Here is a 20,641-nt window from a genome sequence, read left to right as displayed (position 1 = left end):
AATGTCTGTCAAGATAAACCCGGTTTACGTTAGGAGATTGCTCGCCCCTCTCGTTCTATCCATGTTCGCTGTAGGGTGGTACAGGTTCAGCGAGGTGTACCTAGTAGGGTCTAACAAGCTTGCTCTCTCTAACGGGAATTACGCAGTATACGTAGTTCCCACTCAGATGGAAGGTTACTTGACTGCTACACTCTGGATATGTTACTTTCTAGTCTTCGCAGGCCTCTCAGTGTTCTGGTACAACATGGTAAAGATAGTCCAAGGACTGGACGGAGGTACGTGGTCTTTCGGAGGTGTCGACGTAGTCTCCCCCGTGGTCATAGCGGTGGAATTAGACACGTTTTTCTATCTCTTCCGCGGGATAGCACCCGTGGATTTGAGGCTGATCGGTTACGGAGTCGTAATCGCGTGCCTCATGTGGTTTTGGTATGCTTTAGTGAAATATGTAAAGGTGAGAACAAATGGGTGAAAAGTTTTCATTCTTCATGGTGTCAGGAGATCCCGAGAAGCTATACATGGGAATAATCACTGCTATAGGTTACGTGTCAGGCGGAAGTGAAGTGTACATGTTCTTCACGATGGATGCTCTCAAGGGAGTTAGTAGAGAAAACGAGAAAGTACTACTGAACAACGCCAAGCCCCTCTCTTACTACGTTGACAATTTAATGGAACTAGGTGAGGACAGCGTGGAGTTGGCAGCCTGCGAGTTCGGGATGAGAGTCAAGGGAATACAGGAAAAAGACCTAATACCTAAGGTCAAGGTGAGCGGTGTCTCAGAGTTCGCCTTCAAGAGTGCCGAGTCCAAGTCAATCTTAGTTTTTTAAGTAGGTTTTAAAAGAAAGAAGGAAAGAAAAATGTATTTTTAAAAAGTGATTTAGTTTTTCTAGTCCTTAACTTCCTTGCTTTATACGTGATGTATCAGATTGGGTATCCCTATTCCTATTATTGACAGAATAAAAGCTATTATCAGAAATATAATTACTGACATTATGGCTATACCAAGAGCACCTAGCCACCCCACATCGAATACTGCCTTGAACACTAACAGCAGGGCAATGAAAGCTATGACTACACCCACAAGCGAAGCTAGAGGACCTATGAAGACCGCTAGGCCTATAGTAAATATTGCAAAGACTATTGCAAAGACAATTATCCCTCCCAACGTCGCTACCATAGCTCTAGGAAAGCTGTCTTCGTCAGAGAAGAACTTAGCGGCGATCCATACCGGTATCGAGTCTACTATCCAAGCTATCAAAAACGTGATTATAGCTCCCACTATGCCACCGAACACTATATCGCTCATTAATAGTCAATAGTTGAAAGTAAGTAATAAAGTTAATCAAATGGAACTAAAGAAATATTTATTTAGTCTTGATAAATAAATATAATATAAAAATAGTATAAAATCTTAAATGAGGTAGGTAGTCTCAAGAAAAACTATCGCCCTCCCATGCCTACGTATATTGACATGTGTTGTACGGGCAAAACCCTTTACTTCTTACGTGGGAACAATATTATGGCGATGAAGATCGCTACTGGAACCACGAATAGTATGGGTATGCCGTGGTAACTTACACTCAACACTGATATTACTTCTCCCACTGGAGTTGGCTTTGACGGAACGTCCACTATAACGTCTTTAGTTATGACTTGTGGTTTCGCTTGAGAACTATAGAATATTTTTATCGTTATATTATAGAAATATGAGTTTCCGTATATGTATACTGGAACGAAGACGGTCTCGTTTGGCTGAATCTGAGACTCGACCTCTACAGCTGACGGTGAGCTTTGTTCCGGAGAATTCCCCACTACATCGACGTCATAAGCAGACGAATTGCCGTAATTATAGATCCCGACCAACAGTACAACCTCGTCGCTTGTGACTACTTGTTTCTCTATTGAAATAACCTTGAGGAACGGGAACGAAACAACCTTAGGGAGATTGTGAATTGGAAAGCTTACACTATACACCGAACCGTTAACCTGATAGGTAACTGTTACGTTCCCATTTCCGTTAAATGGGATGGACACGTTGTATGGAGGAACCCCCTCGTGTACTAGCATGCCTTGGTAGTACAAACTGACGTTAGTTTTGAAAGAACCACTAACCGAAGTTACTACCTCGTTTCCTACGACTTCAGAGTAGACCTTGAATGGAATATCAAACTGTGAAGGTTGAGAGACGATCCATGAGAAATTGCTTGAATAAACCTGACGTCCTAATGTTTTCACACTCACATGAATAATTGAAATTGATCCCGTAGCTAGAACAGTCAGAGGAATGACAGAACTTCCTCTCACTTGTATGTAATTGGGTGTCACATACGCATTGCTTGAGGAAATTATCACCGTCATATTAGCAGGGGAGCTCGAGGTTACATTCAGTCTTACAAGATTGTAACCAGGGAGTAAGCTGTAGACAGAACTAACGGGTGATGCTGTCACTCTTACGCCCAAGTTCAAAGGTACAATGTACGACACATTCCATTCTTTCAATTGATTATATGGAGTATCTACAGAGAACATTACATTATACTCTGGCAGAGATTGAGGAACTTCTATAGAGTAATTCTCACCTGATCCCAAGTAGTGAATAGTACGATCTATATCTTGAGAGACAACTGTAAAGTTATATAAGGGAGCAGTGCCCAAGTTCTCAAGGATCAAGGACTGGTTCCTGAACGTAACAAATGGAACTGGATCTCCCAAGTAGCTCAAAGTTAAGTTCTCTGAGACGTTATAGATCATGGAAACGTTGTTGTAATCCAGGAACCAGGATTGATTCTCCTCGAAGTTAAGAACCTTCGACGTCACATTTCCTATATTTAAGGTGAAGTTAACCTCCACGTTTCCTTGAGTTGTGGTTACAGGAACGCACCTGATTACTTCTCTTCCTCCCGTAGAGTTATAAATACCTTCAGGTAGGGACAATTCCACTCTTATCGCGTAAGCCCTGATGTTCTCAGCATATATAATTGAAAGGAGGATTGCAGCTGTCTTATTGAAAGGAGGTGAATACCAGGATACCTTTGAAATTTGAATTATTGGAGTAGATGAGGTATGAGTAACGGAAGCTCCAGCGTTAAATAAGGGCAATAGTAAAGCTGATAAAAGGAAAATGAATAATAAGGACAAACTCTTTCGCAAATTCCACTACCCCTACTTTAGGACAAGGAACTTCTGAGACTTAATTTCTACATTTTTCCAGTCTCTAAACATTAACCTTACCTTCTCTTCAGCTTCCTCAGCAACTAGAATGATTATGCGCACGGGTTTCCCGTTGATATTCTTCAATTCATCCTCTGGTGCATCTGCGAGGAGACTCTTGAACGCAGAGGAACCGTAACTAAACAATAATATGTATTCTCCCTCTTTCTCGATGAGGTAATCCACGGCTATTTTATTCACCTTAGTGTCTCTCTCTGCATATATTACGCCTCTAAGGAATTCTGGGTTAGTTACTATTTATATCAGCCATGAGGATAGAACGTAGAAATGTTCTGGATGTTTGAGCCTTGCACCACAGTTGGAACAGTATGTTGCTTCCTTAGGGTTTATTTCCCTGCAGTTTGGACACTCGACAAAACCCTGCCTGAGCATAGCAGAATACAGTTTTGCCAACTTCTCTAAGGATATCTCGGATGCATCATTGCTCATAACGAGTTTAGGTTTGGATTCCTCTGTCATAACTTTAGTGTCTAGATTTAAATATAAAAATCTTCTTTTTGAAGAACTATAAAATCTATATGGATTATTTTTTAGTAAGATTTAGTTCAAAAAATTAGTTTTTAGAAAATTCTGTCATCTTCTCTATCTTGTCAACCAAACTGAAGCGTCCCTATGCGTAATAAAGGCATAGAGAAACATGGGGTAAAACACCAGCAAACCTAGCAAACCAAGTGCGATGTAGTCCAACAACTTAATTCTACCGACCTTGCTCATGTCCACTCCCATTCCCCTCGTTCCGAAATTCACGGTCAGGATTAAACCAGCTAAGAACACCAGTAGGGAGTAAAGAAACAAAGTTGTATCCGGTACGCCTAACTTTGAGTTCACGTAAAGTCCTATGATGTCAACTACTTGTACATTGACGATCAACGTTTGAATCCACGCAAAAGTGAAAGAAATCGGGGCTAGTAAATAAGTCAAGCTTTGAAACCTATAACTCTTCGTAGCCTTAAAGAACATACCTGAGGCGAAGTCCTTAATCAGGTACATGTAACCACTCCTTGCCCACCTCAGTTGTTGATAAATGAACTTCACCAATGTGGGCTGTGCAGCGCTCTCTGCTTCCGCTGTAGACTGATATACTGTCTTAAATCCGTTATAATTTGCAAGGTAAGTTAGCGATCTATCATCTGCAGTAACTACCTTTCTCCCTCTGTATGAATCAGTCAGGAACGGATATACGTACTTCAAAAGGTAGTCCCTCCGATAGGCTGCTATCTTACCATCAATAACTATTAGCTGACCGTTCAACATTCTGCACACTACATCCCTAGAGACCTCTATTAACTGTCCCCAAAGGTAAGGTATTCTCTCCCCTGTTTTAAACAAGGTGGGATGTCCTTGTACTCCAGCAACCTTGGGATCAGCAAAGGGTTTTATTATCTCCTCTATCGTGTTGGGCTTCATGATCGTGTCGCTGTCAAGTTGTACTATTATGTCCCCCTTAGCCACGAGCCACGCTAAAGCTAGTGATGCCCTTTTCCCCAGCCTCACCTTCGATCCAAGAGACAGTATGTTTAACGTCTTAGCACCGTATTTCTTCCCTATGTCCTCAACCTCCTTTCTGTTATCGTCAGAAACAATTATTATCTCGTCTGGATTGTTCTCTACCGCGCTCTTCACGCACCTCTCAAGTATATCAAGTTCCTCGTTGTACTCTGGTATGACTACCGTTACCTTTACGTCAGATCTCTTTAAACCTTCAGTGTAAGGCTTGTATTTTCTGGCTAGAAAACGTCTTATTAATACTGCTGCAACGAGAAATATCAGGAAATGGATAGGCCAATAGAGGAAAGTACCAGTTAATATCATATAAATTAACTCCAGGATCTCAAATATCATTAACTTATCGAACTAACTAGGCTATTTTTATATTTAAAAGTTATGTATTTACTTAATCTTTAAGTCTAGACTAATAAAATAGTTAATCTATTCTAATAAGTTAATCTATAAAGTTTCTTTAATACTGTTTTTAATAAGTAATTCTATATAAATCTTACTTACATCATATAAGAATATTTTAAGAATTTATGAAAATACATATCAGGTGTGTTGACATAGTTTTAAATTAGCTCACACATATTTTAGAAATCATTTAAAATCATAAGATAAAATAGAAGAATTTTACAACAGGCTAGTAGACTAAGCTATCTGAACTTATCTCAAATGGTGTTATATAATAGTAATAAATTTATAATAAAATCTCATTATATATAAAAAGATCGCACTTAATAAAATAATTACTTTTTAAGATTCTCTTTTTCGCCTTTCGAGGACTCGAAAGTGAGATCCATGTAGGACCTTTAATCCCTCACTGCGAGTTATTTCTTTCTCCCTAGTGATCAACAACCAAGCCAAGAAAGCTACCAACGGGTAGAAGGCGAAGTACTCTATCTCTGCCCTCGTGAAGTTTAACACTATAAACATAGGAAACATTAATATTCCTTCTCTAATTTTATTATAAAAAATAACAGAAATAGCAATAGAACCAATTAAAGCGACATAAGGAAATATACTTAGGAAAGAGACTGGCCAGTAACTATGAAAGATATACAAAGAGATCAGGGTAGTCAAGCTCACCCCATTCACCGGCAGTTTCGCTAATATGGGGAAGAACATCATTGTCAACGAACTTGGGTCAATCAAGATCGGGGGCAACACGAGTAAAGCACTTAACAAGATCCCGGAGATTAGAAACCTCAAGAAGAACTGCTTACCCATCTCGTTGTAAATCAATATCAATATGAAAGGAACCAACACAGTGGCCTCCGGCATGGTCGTAGCTGCAAAACCTGTCAATGCACCGGATATCAAAGGGTATTTTCTAAAGGAAATTGCAATGAGTATCAGGGATATCCATGGTGAGAGGTCGCTCTCGAATGCCTCCCCATAAAATGTAACGAAGACTCCTGAAAGGATGAACACAAGGACATATAGTAAGTTTTTCTCATTCCTAATAGATAGGAATAGCGTAACAATAGAGAACACGTATAATAAAGACTCCCATAGAGATACTGGAATTCTCAATAGAAGGGCTGGTATCATAGAGAGTGCCATTCCCGGAGGATAATCATAAAAGTCTACGTAGTTCACCCTAGCTCCGTACTTGATGAATTGACCAGATGGATCCAAGTAGGGAGTGAAAACAGGGGAAGGTTTCAAGTCGTTCAGGTCAATAGGTGAGTTAGAATATCGGAACATCGAAAATACTTTCCCGAACTGAGGGCTCTCAAGCATATCATGCAAGAAGACGAAAGAGTAAGGGTTATGTAAGTCCACCATCTCTTTAGCCGCAAGGACTGAAAGGAGAAAAGCGTCGCTCTCGTAGTTGTGTCCCATTACTACGAACCACAGGCCGTTCAAGAGGAGATCTGATACTCCTAAAGCTATTCCGACCATCGCAACAGTCATGAAAAGGAAAGTTAGACATGAGACTGTCTTTTCACTTAGCCTGGTAATGAGAGACTTAGCCCTCTCAATCATGATAGAGATGGGGACGAACATTACGGTAAGGGACATCATGACTAACAGGTAAATTGATACTGCAGCTGGAATTATGAACGCATATTGGGCTAGGTACATCACGGAGAACGCTGAGATCCCAATGGAGAAACTGGAGAACAGCCAGGTCTCTTGACGCGACTCAGTTAACTCGATCTTTCCGAAGAAGCCCGTCATCACTGCTATCAGAGCTATGAAGGGGAAGTACATGAAGTACTGAGGCTCTGGCCTATACCACCAGAAGAACGCTATAGAGGGTATAACGAAAGACAGATAACCTAGTCTGCGCAACAAGGATATAAACAAACCAGATACCAATATTCCAGCAAGGATAGCTATTTGCAGGTCTTTTGGAATGAATATACCTAAAAACTGCAAGTCCGTGATCCCTGGACCTCCGTCCAGAGGCCTAAGGTTAAGTGTCAAAGGAGCCAACACGTCCTTAAGCATGGCGGATGGGTCCTCGACCAGGAAAGGAAGCGTTGGTCCCAGAAAAGAGGCAAGGGCGCCATAGATCATTTTCTTCACGTTATAACCCATCCTCTTAGCCTCAACGAGGTAGAAGAGCGCGAACGGTAGGACGTAAATCTTGTAAGCAGAAGCCCATCCTAACATGATCCCTGATAAGATGGGATACTCAGGATATGATACAGCTATCAAAAGGGGGACTATCCATCCCGCCGACGGGACGGGCATGACTGCAGGCTCCAGGAAGATGAACATGGAACCTGCTATCACGGCAGGGAAGAGATACTTCACGCTGCCTTCCATCTTCTTAAAGGAAAGGAAGAGACCGCTAGAATAAACCAACGCGTTCCAGATGACACCAGGGATACCTAAAAGGATCGCGGGAACGTAATACAAGGCTGCTTGCGGAAGGTAGTCAAAGTAGTCGACGAAACCTATCACCTTCCCCGGAACATAAGGTGGTGCGCTGTTACTGTAAATCAAGGTAAACTGCTGAGGAGGGATAGAAGACAACATTACCTTTTCGAGGTTAACTTCGTAAGGGTTTATACCATGCACTAGATTGAAAGCTGATGCCATTTGAATTACATATTCGTCAGTTTTAGCGGGCAAAGGTAGCATTACAACTGAAGGGGAATTCCCTAAGTAGAACACCCTCGTCACAAGCACAGCCGAGACTATGGTAAACACAGTAAGGACTATTATGGGTTTAGTCGACTTGGGTTGGTTTAGATATCCAACTATCAAGGTTGCTATTCCCAAAGTGAACATGAAGATTGACATCAAAACTATTGGGCCGTGTACGAGGTACCAGTATATAGGGTATTTAGAAGAGTTCAATGTAATGTAACCAGCGAAAGTATACGAACCTGAATTACTGTAATAAAAAACGCTGAGTCCGATTAGATCTACACCAATAATCATTAGGAGTATTTTTCTGAGGTTCGGCGATATGGTATTGGACTGCATAACCATTAAGTGGTATTTTTTAATTGCTAATAAACTCTATCAGAATGTTTTTTTCTCTTAAATACAATTTTTTAACCTTTTTTCTTAAAAAGTTTTATTAACCTAAATACTTCACCAGAGCATCTACGTAAGTCCCTCCTGACAGGAAGAGCCTCACTATGTATGCCCTGCCAGGATTTCCTTGAAATGAAGTGAAATTAACATTAACGTTATTATTACCCGGAACCAGGAGAGTGGGAGTGAACGACCTAGTTTGAGATATTACGATATTGGAGTCCAACAACTGAGCATCGGTTATCTGAACTTGAACTTGAGAGAACAGAGTGAGAAAAGCTCTGCCTGTGGAGTCAATTGTACCTGCTCCTATTTGGTAAGGTACAGGATAGGAAGGTGTAGGATAGGAAGGAGTCGGAGTCTGGACATAGGTCTGTTGTTGGTAAGGGTATAATCCTATTGGGGATTTCCCTACTTCCATAGTTCCCACCCATGTGAGGAAGTACCCAATGAATTCAAGGAATGGTATCGCCACTAGGATTCCGCCAACTTGCATGGGAGAGTTTCCGTAACTCTTACCTAAGTTATAGAAGGAAATGCCTGCAAGAATTCCTCCTACTAGAAAGAGAAGAAGGGAAACCAAGCTTACGATTCCAATTCCTGCGATATACGGCAGTAAACTGAGCACCGTATGACGACTTAGACCCACAAGAGATGTAGGACTTAACCCAAGAGATCCTAAAAATAAATACAAGAGAACCACTAGGACAATGTCGAGTATTACTCCAATCGATATTAAGTAAAATCCCGTATTAGAAACCGATATTCCTCCCCTTTTCAGACTTCCGAATCCCTTTATCAGGAAATAGAGGCCTATAATTCCTAAAACCAGACCTAAAAGAGAGGAAAATGGAATAATACTACTCAATACCTCCATCAATGTTAGACCGATAGCCGACAGGAGTGAACCAATACCTACGTTACTAAATCCGTTCCTAAGTTCCCCATTCATAGATTAAATAGCGATTTCAATAATTTAAACATTTTGTTGTCATGAATTAGTTTAATTTCCTGGATTAGAACATTTTACCAGGATAGTAGAGTTTTCTAGGTTTATAATGTTAATAAACCACGAATAAAAGTTTTGAATGACATTAGATAATATGACATCGGTTGCGGAAGTTATAGTAAAAGTCCTTGAGGAGAATCATGTTGAGAGGATCTACGGACTTCCCGGAGACTCGATAGACCCGTTAGTTGATGCGGTGAGGAAATCCGAGAAGATCAAGTATATCCAAGTAAGGCATGAGGAGGGAGCGGCCTTCGCTGCGTCTGCAGAGTCGAAAATCACTGGTGGACCTACAGCTTGTATGGGGACGTCGGGACCCGGGTCGATACACCTAGTGAACGGGCTTTACGACGCTAAGATGGATCATGCTCCCGTCATAGCTCTGTCAGGTCAGGTAGAGAGCGACATGTTAGGTCACGATTACTTCCAAGAGGTCAACCTAGTCAAGCTCATGGACGATGTTGCGGTCTTCAACCGGATGATAGTGAATCCCGAAAACGCAGAGTACTTAATGAGGAGGGCAATAAGGGAAGCTGTAACTAAGAGGGGAGTAGCTCACATAAACCTACCAGTTGACATATTGAGGGAGAGTGCGGACTACCATGAGCCAAAGACGTCTGTGGTTCCCAAGGTAGAGTATACCGTGGACTTCTCGGACGCGTTGAAGATGATTAATGAGTCCCAGAAACCAGTCATCATGATAGGAGGAGGAGCCAAAGGAAGCTCTACTGAACTCAACGAATTTGCAGAGAAGCTGGGAGCACCCGTGATCTATGCACTTAACGGAAAAGGTATCCTTCCGGACGACGACCCTAAGGTAATGGGAGGGATAGGTCTCTTAGGATCTAAACCCTCAATTGAGGCAATAGATGAGGCAGACCTCCTGATCATGCTTGGGACGTCATTTCCATACGTTAATTTCCTCCCCAAAAACACCAAGGTAATCCAAGTTGACTTAAATCCGTCGAACATAGGGAAGAGGATAGGAGTGGACGTGGAGTACCCTATCCCCGTTAAGGACTTCTTAAAGATAAGAGCCGAAGTGAAAGAAAAAGGAGAGAAGCACTACGCAAAACTGCAGAAGAGCAAGAAGGAATGGATCAGCGACTTAGAGAAGCAGGAGAAGGAGGACTCAACTCCCTTGAAACCCCAGTACGTAGCTTACCTCACGTCACAGAAATGCAGGAAAGACGCCGTCATAGTAACCGACGTCGGGAACGTGACTATGTGGACGGCAAGACATTTCAGGGCTTCCGGACAACAAACTTTCCTGTTCTCGTCCTGGCTTGGATCGATGGGGTTCGGTATACCTGCCGGCGTAGGTGCCTCCCTAGCGACCGGAAAGCAGGTGATCTCGTTCGTAGGTGACGGAGGATTCGCGATGACCATGATGGAAATGATAACCGCGAAGAAATACGGGTTACCCATCAAGGTGGTAGTATACAACAACACTAAGCTTGGCATGATAAAGTTCGAGCAGGAAGTCATGGGGTATCCAGAATGGGGAGTAGACCTAGTTAACCCCGACTTCGTGAAGCTGGCTGAAGCTATGGGCTTCACAGGTTTCAGGTTAGAGAGCCACGACGAAGGTGAAAGCGTGATGGAGAAGTTCCTCAGCGTTGAAGGCCCTGCTCTCCTGGAGGCGGTGGTGAACCCTAATGAGAGGCCGATGCCCCCGAAGCTAACGTTCGCTCAGGCCGAGAAGTACGTGCTCTCAATTTTCAGAGAGAAACTGGAGAGAATATGATAGCTATCATAGGTGCGGGCTTCGCGGGTCTATCAGCGCTGAAGGAGAACCACAACGCCGTCCTAATAGACAGGAAGGACCAGTTCGTGATGATACCTTGGATAATAGATTACGCGTGTGGATCTATAGACCAGAGCTACGTTGCCACAAAGTACCTAATACATGTCAAGACATCGGAGATAAAGGTCAACTTCAAGGACAAGGAGATCATAACTAAAGACAGTAAAATAAAGTATGACAAGTTAATCCTGTCAGTAGGCCATCATCAGAACCTCCCCAGGCTCAAGGGAGCTAAGGAGTACGCTAAGAAGATAGAGACATTGGATGACGCAAGAGTCATCAGAGACATGATACCTACCTCTAAGTCGATAGTGATAGTCGGAGGAGGTGCAACCGGAGTAGAGTTAGCAGGAAACATAAAAGGAAACGTGACCATCATCCAGAGAAGGGGGAGATTGCTTCCCACGATGACCACGGCTTCCTCAGAGAAGGCTAAATCTCTATTGGAGGAAAGAGGCGTCAACGTGATGCTGAAGACCGAGGCTACGGAAGTTAAGAGGGACTCCGTTGTCACTGACAAGGGTGAAATTAAATCGGATCTCACCATATTTGCAGGCGGTCTTAAGGGGTCTTACACGGTAGACGAGCTAGGTTTGAAGAACGTGAACCACAGGATGATAGTAGAGAAAGACCTATCCTCTGTGGATTACAAGGACGTGTACGGAGCGGGGGACTGCGCCACTTTTCAAGACCAGCAAATTCCCATGTCTGCTGAAGTCGCGATGAGTTCAGGAAGGACTGCCATGAGGAACGCCATGGGTGAGGGTCTGTCGTTCAGGCCAAGCAGACTAGCCACAATCCTGAGGATAGGTGAAAACTACTTCGGAGACTTCGGCGACTCTTACGTGGAAGGTGATGAAGCTAAATTGATGAAAAAAATGGCATACATTCACAGCAGACTACTTTCAATTTAACAATCAATCAAGTCAATTAGATAGCTATTTTTTAAATCTAATGGGGAAACATGGAGAAGTTTTTCGTTAATCAAGATATTTTAAGTAATCAGAAGAAAATAAGAATAGAAAAGCCATTCGATAAAATAATATAAAGAAAAAATATTTCGCTTTACCCGGACTTCGCATCGTCCTAGATAAAGAGAAAAAGGGATTTGAGTACTGGAACGTAGATTAACTTGATTATTTCTGAGATTAAAAGCTGGACTTGTTCGTCACGGATTGGATCACCTACTTTCGAGAACTTTACATGTAAATGAGAGTAATACCCGCTGGTGTTAACGGTACTGTTCTGTATGCCTTGAGCGTAGAAGTTCTCTCTGAGTCCAACGCCGTTCTGTACAAACGTTAAGTTAAGTTCCTTCGATGTTACACCGTAGTTTGATGTTAGTGAGACGAGCTCACTTCCTCCGTAGTTGTTTATCACCTCTATTACTCCGGAGAAGCCTCCTTCGCTTCTCACCACCTCGTTCACACTGCTTGACGTGATGAAGTCATCAAATGAAGTGTTCTTCATGAAGTTCAAGGACAGTACGAGGGACCCGTTCTGTTCATATGACAAATTGAAAGGTATCTTGGGAGACGATGAGAGAGGAATCTCTATTGCGTCGAAATACATGTTCACCGGATAGTTACCTTGTTCCACCATGGTGTAGTTATACATTCCGATGTCCTTCACGGACTCGCTGAAGGTCTCGTCTAAGTAGACGCTTTCGTACACGGAGTTAAAGGACTGCCTTGCTACGAACTTGCCCTCTTGCGTTGTCGTTGCTACTTCTCTGCCGTGGAGGAAGTCCAAGACAGATGTATAATTCAACAAGTAATTTCCTCCCTCGTCGTAGTAACAAGTGGAAGGCGTATACCCTGGTATGAAGATAGGAGATGAGTCTATGAAGTGCTGTGTCTCAGTCACGACGGTTCCTCCAATCATAGGGTTGCTCTCGTTCACCCACAGCATTAAAACACCTGAGAGGTCCCAGTCGAAAGCCGTTGAACCCGTGAGATGATACGCCGTCTTTAAGTTAGTGACTGTGACCCTTATGGTAGCGTTATGGGACAATGCCAACATCGGAGTCAGGTCTATCAGGTAGGGAGAATGGAATGAAAGGGTATCTATGGAGGTCAGTGGTTTCCAATAGAACAAATCTATTCCACCCGTATATATGGTCTCGAAGGGATTTAGATCTCCTGCAAGGTAATTATTGTAATAGATCAAGATTTCCCTGGTAGCGGGTTCGTTAGTATACCAGAACTCGTCCAGTCCTCCTCCCTCTTCGTACAAGAGCATCTGTACCTTGTAAGTACCCATTGGTATGCTCACGTTTGAGGTAGTCACGTCGTCTAGTGGGTTCAACACCACGTACGAATAGTTGTAGGAGCTGTTGAAGAGCGGTACGAACATGTTAGGAAGGCCTACAGGGGTTGGACCGGGATAGAGGTATAGCGTCACATTCATCTCGTAGAGTCCCGTGATATTGACCTTAGCGTCGTAGAAGTTCTCTATCACCATTTCGAACGTTACGTTTCCTTTGAGGAGGTTCTCGAATTCCGTTACTCTTGACTCCGCTGTAGAGTTGTGAATCTCTTGAGTTGAACCCCAGAATATTGGGACTCCGTCAGCAAAGATGTACACTTGCCTATCGTACTGAGTCCCGTTGAATTCACTTATCGACACGTTAAGTATCTCCTGAGAGTAGTTTCCAGAAGGTATTTCAACGTCTTCAATTATGGGCTTAAGGCCGGTGTCATTGAAGAGCAAGTCCCTACCTATGATCACCTTCACAGGTTTACCGGTGATGTTAAGGTGATAAGCCTCAAAGGAGTAGTACGACGGATCCTGGTTGAAGAGTGACGGTGAAGAAGTCATGTTGAAGAGCCTGGGCAAGTAAAGGCTATTACCATGTATGTAACTGCCTTCGCTGTAAGTCGCTGCTTGTCCCGGCATGTAGGGCAATAACATGAGCAGGATTACTCCTATCATGAAAAGTTTAACTATGACAGTCTTCATTTTCTCACCCTCAAGAATAAGGAGACTAGAGCCAAGATTATTCCTATCACCCCTATAGCGTAAGCTATGTAAATTGAGTGATCAAGTGTGCTCACCGAACTGTTCACTGAAGAGATTGAGTGATCCAGTTGTGCTTCTTTAACCTGAGGATAGGAGTTGTACACATCGAAAGAGAGGTTGTAAGGTAACCCGTTCTCTGTCACTTGTAGATCGTAATGATAGAGGCCTCCGGGGAGGTTAGAGAACGGTATCGCAAGATACGCTCCAGACGACGTATAGCCGACGTGGTACTTAACTCCCTCTCCGTTCAGGGTGAGCGAAGTTACCCTCAAGTCATACCCCTTCAGCTCCACTTTCAGGAAGGTTGAGTTTGTAGTCACGTTTATAGGAGATACAGAAACCACCCTCGGAGCGGGTACTGTAGACAAGTTGGTGTAGTTATAGAACAGCGCTCCGACTTCACTCACGTTAGAGTTGGTCAAGTTGAAGATAAACTTCACGTCATGCACATTGACGTCGATTAACGTGAGACTCGAGTTTATCAATGTGAAGGCGACTTCACCTCCTCCTATGTCGCTTCCCTCCAATGTCACGTTTGAGTCCACAGCTTTCACGTGAATCAACTTCGAAGATGAAATGACTACGGAAGCGTGGTCTGCTATAAGGTTCTCCAGTGTAGAGTCTGTAATGTTCCCTGTGGTATGATACACTGTGATCTCGGGAGAGTACACAGACGTCACGCTAGTGGGAGAAGTTATGTTCATCACTTCGTAAGTGTAAGGCTCAACGAATACGGTAGAGTTCGAAACTACGTTGTTTCCTAAGGACGATGTACCGCTTAGCACCACGGAGAAAGGCCCGGCAACGGAGAAAAGACCTTCCCTAGACATCACTGAAGGAACAGTTACCCTAGCCTCCCACTCATGTATCGTGAAGTTGTACTGCATGGGAACTCCGTAGTCGAACTCTTCATTTATGGAATTATACAAGGACTGTTGAGGTATCATGGTAACGGTAAACTCTCCCTGAGTTACTTCCGTCCCGTTAGGGTAGGTAACGTTTGCGTAAACTGTCACGTTCTCACCTTGGTACAAAATGGACTGCGTGTAGACCTTTCCGGTGAGCTGTTGAGGAGACACGTAGAAACCCGTGGTGAAGTTCTCCATGCACATGCCCACTGAAGTGTTTATCTCAGAAGATATGATGAGTTTATAGAAACCCGTGGTGAAGTTGGACGGCAAAGTTATGTTGGCCTCTTGGTATCCGAACAAGTTGTAAATATAGTATTGATCCACGTCAGGCGCCGGGACCATGGTTGTAGAGTAAACTAACTTACCTTGGTCGTTGTAAATGTAAACCATATCGTTCCCCGTGAAAAGACCTAGCCCTTCTCTGTCGTAAGCTGAAGCTATCACAGCGAAAGTTTCTCCCACATTTATCGAACCTCCTCCGTCGTTGACAGGGGTAAGCACTGCTCCGTATATGAAGCCTCCAATTACGTCCCACGAGTAGACCGATGCCCCCGAGGTATTGACGTATATCACGTAAGCGCCTTGAGGAGTCGGAGGGATCACCTCTCCCTGTCCTTCATATAACCCTGGAGTGGAGGTCTGGAACATGGTCACGTTGAAGATGTCGCGAGAGTTCAGTGTAAAGTAAGCTTTCACTGAATTTAACTCAACAGGGGAACCGTTGGGTTGGTAAATGCAGACCTCATAAGTGAAAGGAGAGCTTATACCTATGTAGCCTTCCTGAGAGAGCACGTTTATTCCGTCTCCCACGTCAATGTCCACGAACCCAGTACCTGTGATGCCACCGTAAGTTCCGTTCACTACAACGCTCCACACGTTCGGAGGATATCCCTTGTTTACGTATACAGTGGCGACCCAGTAAGACCCATTGAAGCTAAGTGGAACGCTGAGGAGGAATCCCCTCAACGTGAAGATATATGCAACGAAGTTGCCGCTCATGACAGTTGTGGAGTTTGGCGTTGAAATTGAAGCTACAATTGTGAAGTTGGAGGAGTAAGGATACCAAGGATATGTAATGTTCTTTGCGAAGGTAGAGACTGATATACTCAGCCTGGGTTCCTTAACCAAGGTCTCCATCACTTGTTCCAGCTCCCCAACGTTCGGAGACCCCATGCCAGTGACCAAGTTGTAGGAAGAGTTGGCTAGATACTCCCCGTTGAAACCAAGGGTGACGGGGTGAAACGCCTCATTATACTCTGTACTGTTCTGGTATATTTCGTACAAGTAAGGGTTGAACAGACCGATAGGGTGTTTCACGAACGAGATCACGTCTGCCGCCACTCCTCCCCACAACTGTGTCGATAAGCTGGTCCCTCCTATTACAGTCCTCTGCCCGTTTACTATTATTTCCATTCCGGTGTAAGGATTTGCGTCTGCCGAGACGTCAGGAGTCGTCCTAGAGTCTGAATGGGTGACTGGAATCTGATACCAAGGAACTGGGAACAAGGTGCTGAAGCCTCCATCTGAGGAGACAGTACTGGTCTCAGGGTTCTCGTATTGTGGTTCGACGCTCCATGCAGTCTCGTAACCGTAGGACGCTGTGGAGTTAGGCATTCCTATCTCACCCGACGTTGTGTTAACGAAGAGCGAAGTGCCTCCCACAGAGGTCACGAACGGAGAAGATGAAGGGAATGAAACACCTCCGTAATAAGTGGGAGTCCCTCCGTATGCACCGTCATCTCCAGAGGCGGCAAAGAAAGATATTCCCTCAGCTGATCCAAGGGCGAAGTAGTAGTCCACCCAAGGGTAGTTGATTTGAGGCTGCCCGTTCTCGTAGTAGTAGAATCCCGTAGCCGTTACCTCATTCTCAGGGATGCCGAAGCTCATGTCTACCACTTGTCCGAGATCCTCGCTGACTATCAAGTCTATAGCCTCGTAGAGAGCAGAACCTGCATTTGAAGCTACCACCAAGTCTATCTTAGCGTAAGGTGCCATGGAGTGTACAGCCTCCACGTCTAGAGCTACCTCCTCGTCCCATCCAGTCAGGACGCCCAACAGAGGATGGTAAGGACCGACAGGAGTTATGGTGAGGTTCAGGTTAGGGAGATGATAGATGGAATCGAAGGCTTTCACGTCTTGCTCGATTTCGGGGTCCCCGTAGGCGTCCAGTACCACCACAGTCACGTTCTTCCCCTCTGGTCCTGTCACGTTATACGCACCCTGGAGCTCTTGGGGTGTATACATCAAGGCTGAGAACTGACTCCCGGGAACCTGAGCGGGAAATTGAGACGTTGTAGGGCTTCCAAGCGTAACGTATTGAGGCTGAAACTCGGTGAAGTTTGTCAGCCCGCCTACAAAGGTTCCTCTAAGAGGAGATGGAATAGTGGGAGAGACGGTGGGTTTATAATAGCTCACTGAGGCGTCCCTGAACATGGAAAGGGAAGTATGAAATATCTTGTCTACAAGAGACGCATTTCCCACTGCTATCACTGAGAAAGGAGAGGAGAAAGTCACGTTGAACCCGCTTTGCTTCAGATAAGAGACGACCTCACTTTCCTTCTTCACATCCCCGAACATGTAGTTCATCTCTTGTTTTGACAGCGGAGGGATCTGATGGTTTGCAACCTCTTGAGCTATTAACATCAATTCGTTCATGTTTTTAGGAGGAATCATCACGAACACGCATATTTCCTGGTTTGAAGGAAGTTGATCCATCTCATTTCCTTGTAGATTAGGTCCAACATATGCAGTACCTGCAGACGAGAAAGCTCCGGCTATCGGGATTATACTGAGGGAAAAGAGAGATATCGCCAAAATTCCGATATATTTATACATCAAATGCTATACTTTGTTTATAATATTTAAGTATTGTTTTGACAGATAATTTACAACTCACATGAAATTTTAAGATATTTTAAAAAAGATATATGTTACAAAAGGGAAATTTTACATCTGATCTAAAAACTGGATAAGCTAACTCCATTTCTAATAACGCGGATGAATCTTTTTTAGCTGCTTAGTAGACTTACAGAAACCAATAATGATTCTCTCAATGCTACCATTTGCCAAGACTTTGTCATAGATGGGAGAAATACAAGTATTAATCCTGAAATTCTAAACTAAACTTATGATTAAAAAATATGAGAGATTTGAAAACATTTTAGGGATTCAGCCTTATTGAGATGAAGCAAAAGAGAATAAAATATATAAAATGTAGGCTAATTTGTCTCATTACGAACCTCTTGAGCTTCTACATCAGCTTCTAGAAGACTTTAGCTTCTTTTCTCAAGAGGAACGAACTCCCTCTTCTCGGCTCCGACATATGCTGCCCTAGGCCTTATGAGCCTGTGCTGTTCCTCGACGTACTCTATGAAGTGGGAAGTCCACCCGAGCGTCCTCGAAAGCGCGAATATAGGTGTGAACATGTAGACGGGGAAGCCCATGGAGTAGAACAATATCCCTGAGTAGAAGTCAGTGTTCGGGAACAACTTCTTCTCTGAAAGGTGTTTTTCTCCTACCTCATCTAGCTTAGATGCGATCTTAAAATACGTCTTAGCCTCTGGTTTTCTCGAGGATAAGCTCTCTGCTAGTCGTTTAAATATCTTAGCCCTCGGATCGTAAGTCTTGTAAACTCTGTGCCCGAACCCCATTATCCTTTTCTTTTCCTCCATTTTCCTTGAGAACCATTCCTCTACCTTTTCAGGAGACCCTATGTCCACGAATTGGTTGAACGCACCCTCAGCTGCACCGCCGTGGAGAGGTCCCTTCAACGCTGCTAAAGCTGCAGTTACGCAGGAGTACATGTCTGAAAGAGTTGAAGCTGTGACCAGACCCGCGGTAGTGGAAGCGGGGACCTCATGGTCCGTGTAAAGGACCAAGCTGTTGTCCATCGCCTTCACCTCTAGCTCGTCCGGTTCCTTGTCAAGGGATGACCTAAGGAAGCTCTTGGCGTAGCTCTCTGAAGGCTCTGGTACTTTCGGCTTCAGGCCTTCCTTAGCCCTCATCACGTTACACGTTACAGTAGAAGCCTTTGCTATGATCTTCAACGCAGTCTCCTTGTCCCTCTCTTTATCCCACGCTGGGTTGTAAACCGAAGCTAGAGCCCCGAACGCAGTCTCCATCATGCCTATAGGGTCACAGCTCCTCCCCAAGGAGAAAATCACGTTAATCACGCTCTCAGGTACGTCATATGATTCGTTTATGATTGACTTCACCTCTTCCAGCTCTCCTCTAGAAGGTAGGTCACCGTAAAGCATGAGGTAGATCACTTCCTCGTATGAGGCGTTCATCAGATCGTTTATGTCGTATCCCCTATACCTGAGTATGCCTTTCTCTCCGTCTATAAAGGTGAGGGAAGTCGTCTTAATTATGACGTCCTCTAGCCCTCTACTGACCTGCATCAATCACCACCCACCCACTCATCCCCCGGCTCTGATGATATCGCCGACAAGAGGTGCTTCTCGCTTATTATGTCCCTGATAGATATTACACCTACAGCTGCTCCTTCCTGGTTCACGACCACCAAGTGCCTTATGTTGTGTTCATGCATCAGCTTCGCTGCCTTGCCCACACTGTCTTCCTCGTTCACTGTTATTAACTTCCCAATCGTAGCTATCTTCTCTATTGAAGTGTTAGTTGACTCTCCCCTCGCGATAGCCATGAGAAGGTCCCTCTCAGTGAATATGCCTATAGGTTTCCCTTGGTTGTCCACTATGATTACCGACCCTATCCCTTGAGATGCCATCAGTTTCACCGCGTTCAGGAGCGACGTACCTTGAGTGACTGTAACCATGGGGCGTGTGATTATTTTTTTAATTTTTTCTTGAATCATAATTAATATTGTCAGCAAACAAGACTATAAACCTTTCGACATAGAACTATCTAGGTCCTCATAGAAGTAGTAGTTTACAACGTCGTACTGTTCTTCCCTGGTCATCATCTTGTCCATAAGGGAGGACTGAGTCCCTTCCTTAGCCAGGACGTCGTAAGCTTCCTTCATAGCCTTCGCCGCGACCCTGAAGGCTGTGACAGGGAAGATGACCATAGAGTAGCCCATTTCCCTGAACTCGTCTGCAGTGATGAGGGGAGTCCTGCCGAACTCCGTCATATTAGCTAGAAGCCTCACATTACCTAACTCTTTCTTGAACTCTGAGAACTCTTCCTTGGTCTCTAACGCCTCTGGAAAGATAACGTCTGCACCAGCATCAAGGTACCTCTTAGCCCTCTCTATCGCGTCCCTCATACCGAGGACTGACCTGGAGTCAACCCTAGCGATGATGATGGACTTCTCCCTGGCTTTAAGTGCTGTCCTTATCTTCTCTACCATCGCTTCAGGGCGTACTACCTCCTTCCCCTTGAGGTGACCACACTTCTTGGGCATGACTTGGTCCTCTATCTGGATCGCCCACGCCCCGGCCCTCTCCAGCCTCTTCACCGCCCTGAACACGTTGAGCACTTCACCAAACCCCGTGTCTGCATCCACCACGACCTTGACGTCTACTGTCTCCGTGATCCTCTGGAGCACCCACTCTACCTCGTCCAGAGTTATGGTCCCTAGGTCAGGCAAACCCAGGGAGGAGGTGAGCCCTCCGCCAGATAAGTAAACGGCTGAGAACCCAGACCTCTTAGCTAACATGGCTGAGAACGGGTTGAAGACCCCGGGTATTACCATGA

General features: G+C 44.3%; 16 protein-coding genes. 4 read left to right on the top strand and 12 right to left on the bottom strand.

Annotated features, from left to right (window positions below; translation table 11 throughout):
• Position 1: 1 nt before the first annotated feature.
• Positions 2-469: a hypothetical protein gene (locus tag IC007_RS14130; protein ID WP_306308652.1), complete on the top strand. Its 468-nt coding sequence runs from the start codon at positions 2-4 to the stop codon at positions 467-469.
• On the top strand, positions 462-824 hold the full coding sequence (locus tag IC007_RS10490; RefSeq protein ID WP_054846259.1) for a DsrE family protein: 363 nt from the start codon (positions 462-464) through the stop codon (positions 822-824). Before IC007_RS14130 ends, IC007_RS10490 begins: the two co-directional genes overlap by 8 nt.
• Positions 825-904: 80 nt before the next feature.
• Here the strand turns inward: IC007_RS10490 and IC007_RS10485 are convergent, their stop codons facing one another.
• The 7 genes from IC007_RS10485 to IC007_RS10455 form a co-directional block, all read right to left on the bottom strand.
• On the bottom strand, positions 905-1,303 hold the full coding sequence (locus tag IC007_RS10485; RefSeq protein WP_054846260.1) for a hypothetical protein: 399 nt from the start codon (positions 1,301-1,303) through the stop codon (positions 905-907).
• 188 nt (positions 1,304-1,491) lie between these two features.
• Positions 1,492-3,096, bottom strand: coding sequence for a hypothetical protein (locus tag IC007_RS10480; RefSeq protein ID WP_054846261.1), 1,605 nt, complete (start codon positions 3,094-3,096; stop codon positions 1,492-1,494).
• A 63-nt stretch (positions 3,097-3,159) separates the two neighbouring features.
• The gene (locus IC007_RS10475; RefSeq protein ID WP_054846262.1) at positions 3,160-3,408 is read right to left on the bottom strand and encodes a hypothetical protein; all 249 of its coding nucleotides are present in this window, start codon (positions 3,406-3,408) and stop codon (positions 3,160-3,162) included.
• Positions 3,409-3,465: 57 nt separating this feature from the next.
• Positions 3,466-3,687: a zinc ribbon domain-containing protein gene (locus tag IC007_RS10470; protein WP_054846263.1), complete on the bottom strand. Its 222-nt coding sequence runs from the start codon at positions 3,685-3,687 to the stop codon at positions 3,466-3,468.
• A gap of 123 nt (positions 3,688-3,810) precedes the next feature.
• The gene (locus IC007_RS10465; protein WP_149528734.1) at positions 3,811-5,070 is read right to left on the bottom strand and encodes a glycosyltransferase; all 1,260 of its coding nucleotides are present in this window, start codon (positions 5,068-5,070) and stop codon (positions 3,811-3,813) included.
• A gap of 405 nt (positions 5,071-5,475) precedes the next feature.
• Positions 5,476-8,166 carry a hypothetical protein gene (locus tag IC007_RS10460; protein ID WP_149528733.1) on the bottom strand — a complete coding sequence of 897 codons (2,691 nt, stop codon included), beginning with the start codon at positions 8,164-8,166 and terminating at the stop codon, positions 5,476-5,478.
• Positions 8,167-8,263: 97 nt separating this feature from the next.
• A complete protein-coding gene (locus IC007_RS10455; RefSeq protein ID WP_054846266.1) occupies positions 8,264-9,172 on the bottom strand; it encodes a DUF973 family protein in 909 nt (302 codons plus the stop codon).
• 151 nt (positions 9,173-9,323) lie between these two features.
• On the opposite strand from IC007_RS10455, the gene IC007_RS10450 reads away from it, so the two are divergent.
• Both IC007_RS10450 and IC007_RS10445 read left to right on the top strand, forming a co-directional pair.
• On the top strand, positions 9,324-10,976 hold the full coding sequence (locus IC007_RS10450; protein ID WP_054846267.1) for a thiamine pyrophosphate-dependent enzyme: 1,653 nt from the start codon (positions 9,324-9,326) through the stop codon (positions 10,974-10,976).
• Positions 10,973-11,950 (top strand): NAD(P)/FAD-dependent oxidoreductase, encoded by a 978-nt coding sequence (locus IC007_RS10445; protein WP_054846268.1) that lies wholly within the window; start codon positions 10,973-10,975, stop codon positions 11,948-11,950. Before IC007_RS10450 ends, IC007_RS10445 begins: the two co-directional genes overlap by 4 nt.
• A 172-nt stretch (positions 11,951-12,122) precedes the next feature.
• Here IC007_RS10445 and IC007_RS10440 read toward each other — a convergent pair whose 3' ends face one another.
• The 5 genes from IC007_RS10440 to prpB form a co-directional block, all read right to left on the bottom strand.
• On the bottom strand, positions 12,123-13,997 hold the full coding sequence (locus IC007_RS10440) for a peptide-N4-asparagine amidase (RefSeq protein ID WP_084739819.1): 1,875 nt from the start codon (positions 13,995-13,997) through the stop codon (positions 12,123-12,125).
• Positions 13,994-17,803, bottom strand: a complete 3,810-nt coding sequence (locus IC007_RS10435) for a S53 family peptidase (RefSeq protein ID WP_054846269.1) — start codon at positions 17,801-17,803, stop codon at positions 13,994-13,996. Before IC007_RS10435 ends, IC007_RS10440 begins: the two co-directional genes overlap by 4 nt.
• Before the next feature lie 437 nt (positions 17,804-18,240).
• Positions 18,241-19,371 carry a citrate synthase gene (gltA, locus tag IC007_RS10430; RefSeq protein ID WP_149528732.1) on the bottom strand — a complete coding sequence of 377 codons (1,131 nt, stop codon included), beginning with the start codon at positions 19,369-19,371 and terminating at the stop codon, positions 18,241-18,243.
• Positions 19,368-19,799 carry a CBS domain-containing protein gene (locus IC007_RS10425; protein WP_054846270.1) on the bottom strand — a complete coding sequence of 144 codons (432 nt, stop codon included), beginning with the start codon at positions 19,797-19,799 and terminating at the stop codon, positions 19,368-19,370. The genes gltA and IC007_RS10425 overlap by 4 nt, the downstream gene beginning before the upstream one ends.
• Before the next feature lie 24 nt (positions 19,800-19,823).
• A complete protein-coding gene (gene prpB, locus IC007_RS10420; RefSeq protein ID WP_370685807.1) occupies positions 19,824-20,639 on the bottom strand; it encodes a methylisocitrate lyase in 816 nt (271 codons plus the stop codon).
• Positions 20,640-20,641: the final 2 nt, after the last annotated feature.

It is taken from the genome of Sulfuracidifex tepidarius (assembly GCF_008326425.1).
In the GTDB taxonomy this organism is placed as follows: Archaea; Thermoproteota; Thermoprotei_A; order Sulfolobales; family Sulfolobaceae; genus Sulfuracidifex; species Sulfuracidifex tepidarius.
Note: the sequence above shows the minus strand (reverse complement) of the source record. Positions and strands in the feature narration are given on the sequence as shown.

What these genes read in the sequence shown, in the direction of transcription:
- IC007_RS14130 (WP_306308652.1), top strand. Translation starts at nt 2, where the DNA reads ATGTCTGTCAAGATAAACCCGGTTTACGTTAGGAGATTGCTCGCCCCT.
- IC007_RS10490 (WP_054846259.1), top strand. Translation starts at nt 462, where the DNA reads ATGGGTGAAAAGTTTTCATTCTTCATGGTGTCAGGAGATCCCGAGAAG.
- IC007_RS10485 (WP_054846260.1), bottom strand. Translation starts at nt 1,303, where the DNA reads ATGAGCGATATAGTGTTCGGTGGCATAGTGGGAGCTATAATCACGTTT.
- IC007_RS10470 (WP_054846263.1), bottom strand. Translation starts at nt 3,687, where the DNA reads ATGACAGAGGAATCCAAACCTAAACTCGTTATGAGCAATGATGCATCC.
- IC007_RS10465 (WP_149528734.1), bottom strand. Translation starts at nt 5,070, where the DNA reads ATGATATTTGAGATCCTGGAGTTAATTTATATGATATTAACTGGTACT.
- IC007_RS10460 (WP_149528733.1), bottom strand. Translation starts at nt 8,166, where the DNA reads ATGCAGTCCAATACCATATCGCCGAACCTCAGAAAAATACTCCTAATG.
- IC007_RS10455 (WP_054846266.1), bottom strand. Translation starts at nt 9,172, where the DNA reads ATGAATGGGGAACTTAGGAACGGATTTAGTAACGTAGGTATTGGTTCA.
- IC007_RS10450 (WP_054846267.1), top strand. Translation starts at nt 9,324, where the DNA reads ATGACATCGGTTGCGGAAGTTATAGTAAAAGTCCTTGAGGAGAATCAT.
- IC007_RS10445 (WP_054846268.1), top strand. Translation starts at nt 10,973, where the DNA reads ATGATAGCTATCATAGGTGCGGGCTTCGCGGGTCTATCAGCGCTGAAG.
- IC007_RS10440 (WP_084739819.1), bottom strand. Translation starts at nt 13,997, where the DNA reads ATGAAGACTGTCATAGTTAAACTTTTCATGATAGGAGTAATCCTGCTC.
- IC007_RS10435 (WP_054846269.1), bottom strand. Translation starts at nt 17,803, where the DNA reads ATGTATAAATATATCGGAATTTTGGCGATATCTCTCTTTTCCCTCAGT.
- IC007_RS10425 (WP_054846270.1), bottom strand. Translation starts at nt 19,799, where the DNA reads ATGATTCAAGAAAAAATTAAAAAAATAATCACACGCCCCATGGTTACA.
- prpB (WP_370685807.1), bottom strand. Translation starts at nt 20,639, where the DNA reads ATGGTAATACCCGGGGTCTTCAACCCGTTCTCAGCCATGTTAGCTAAG.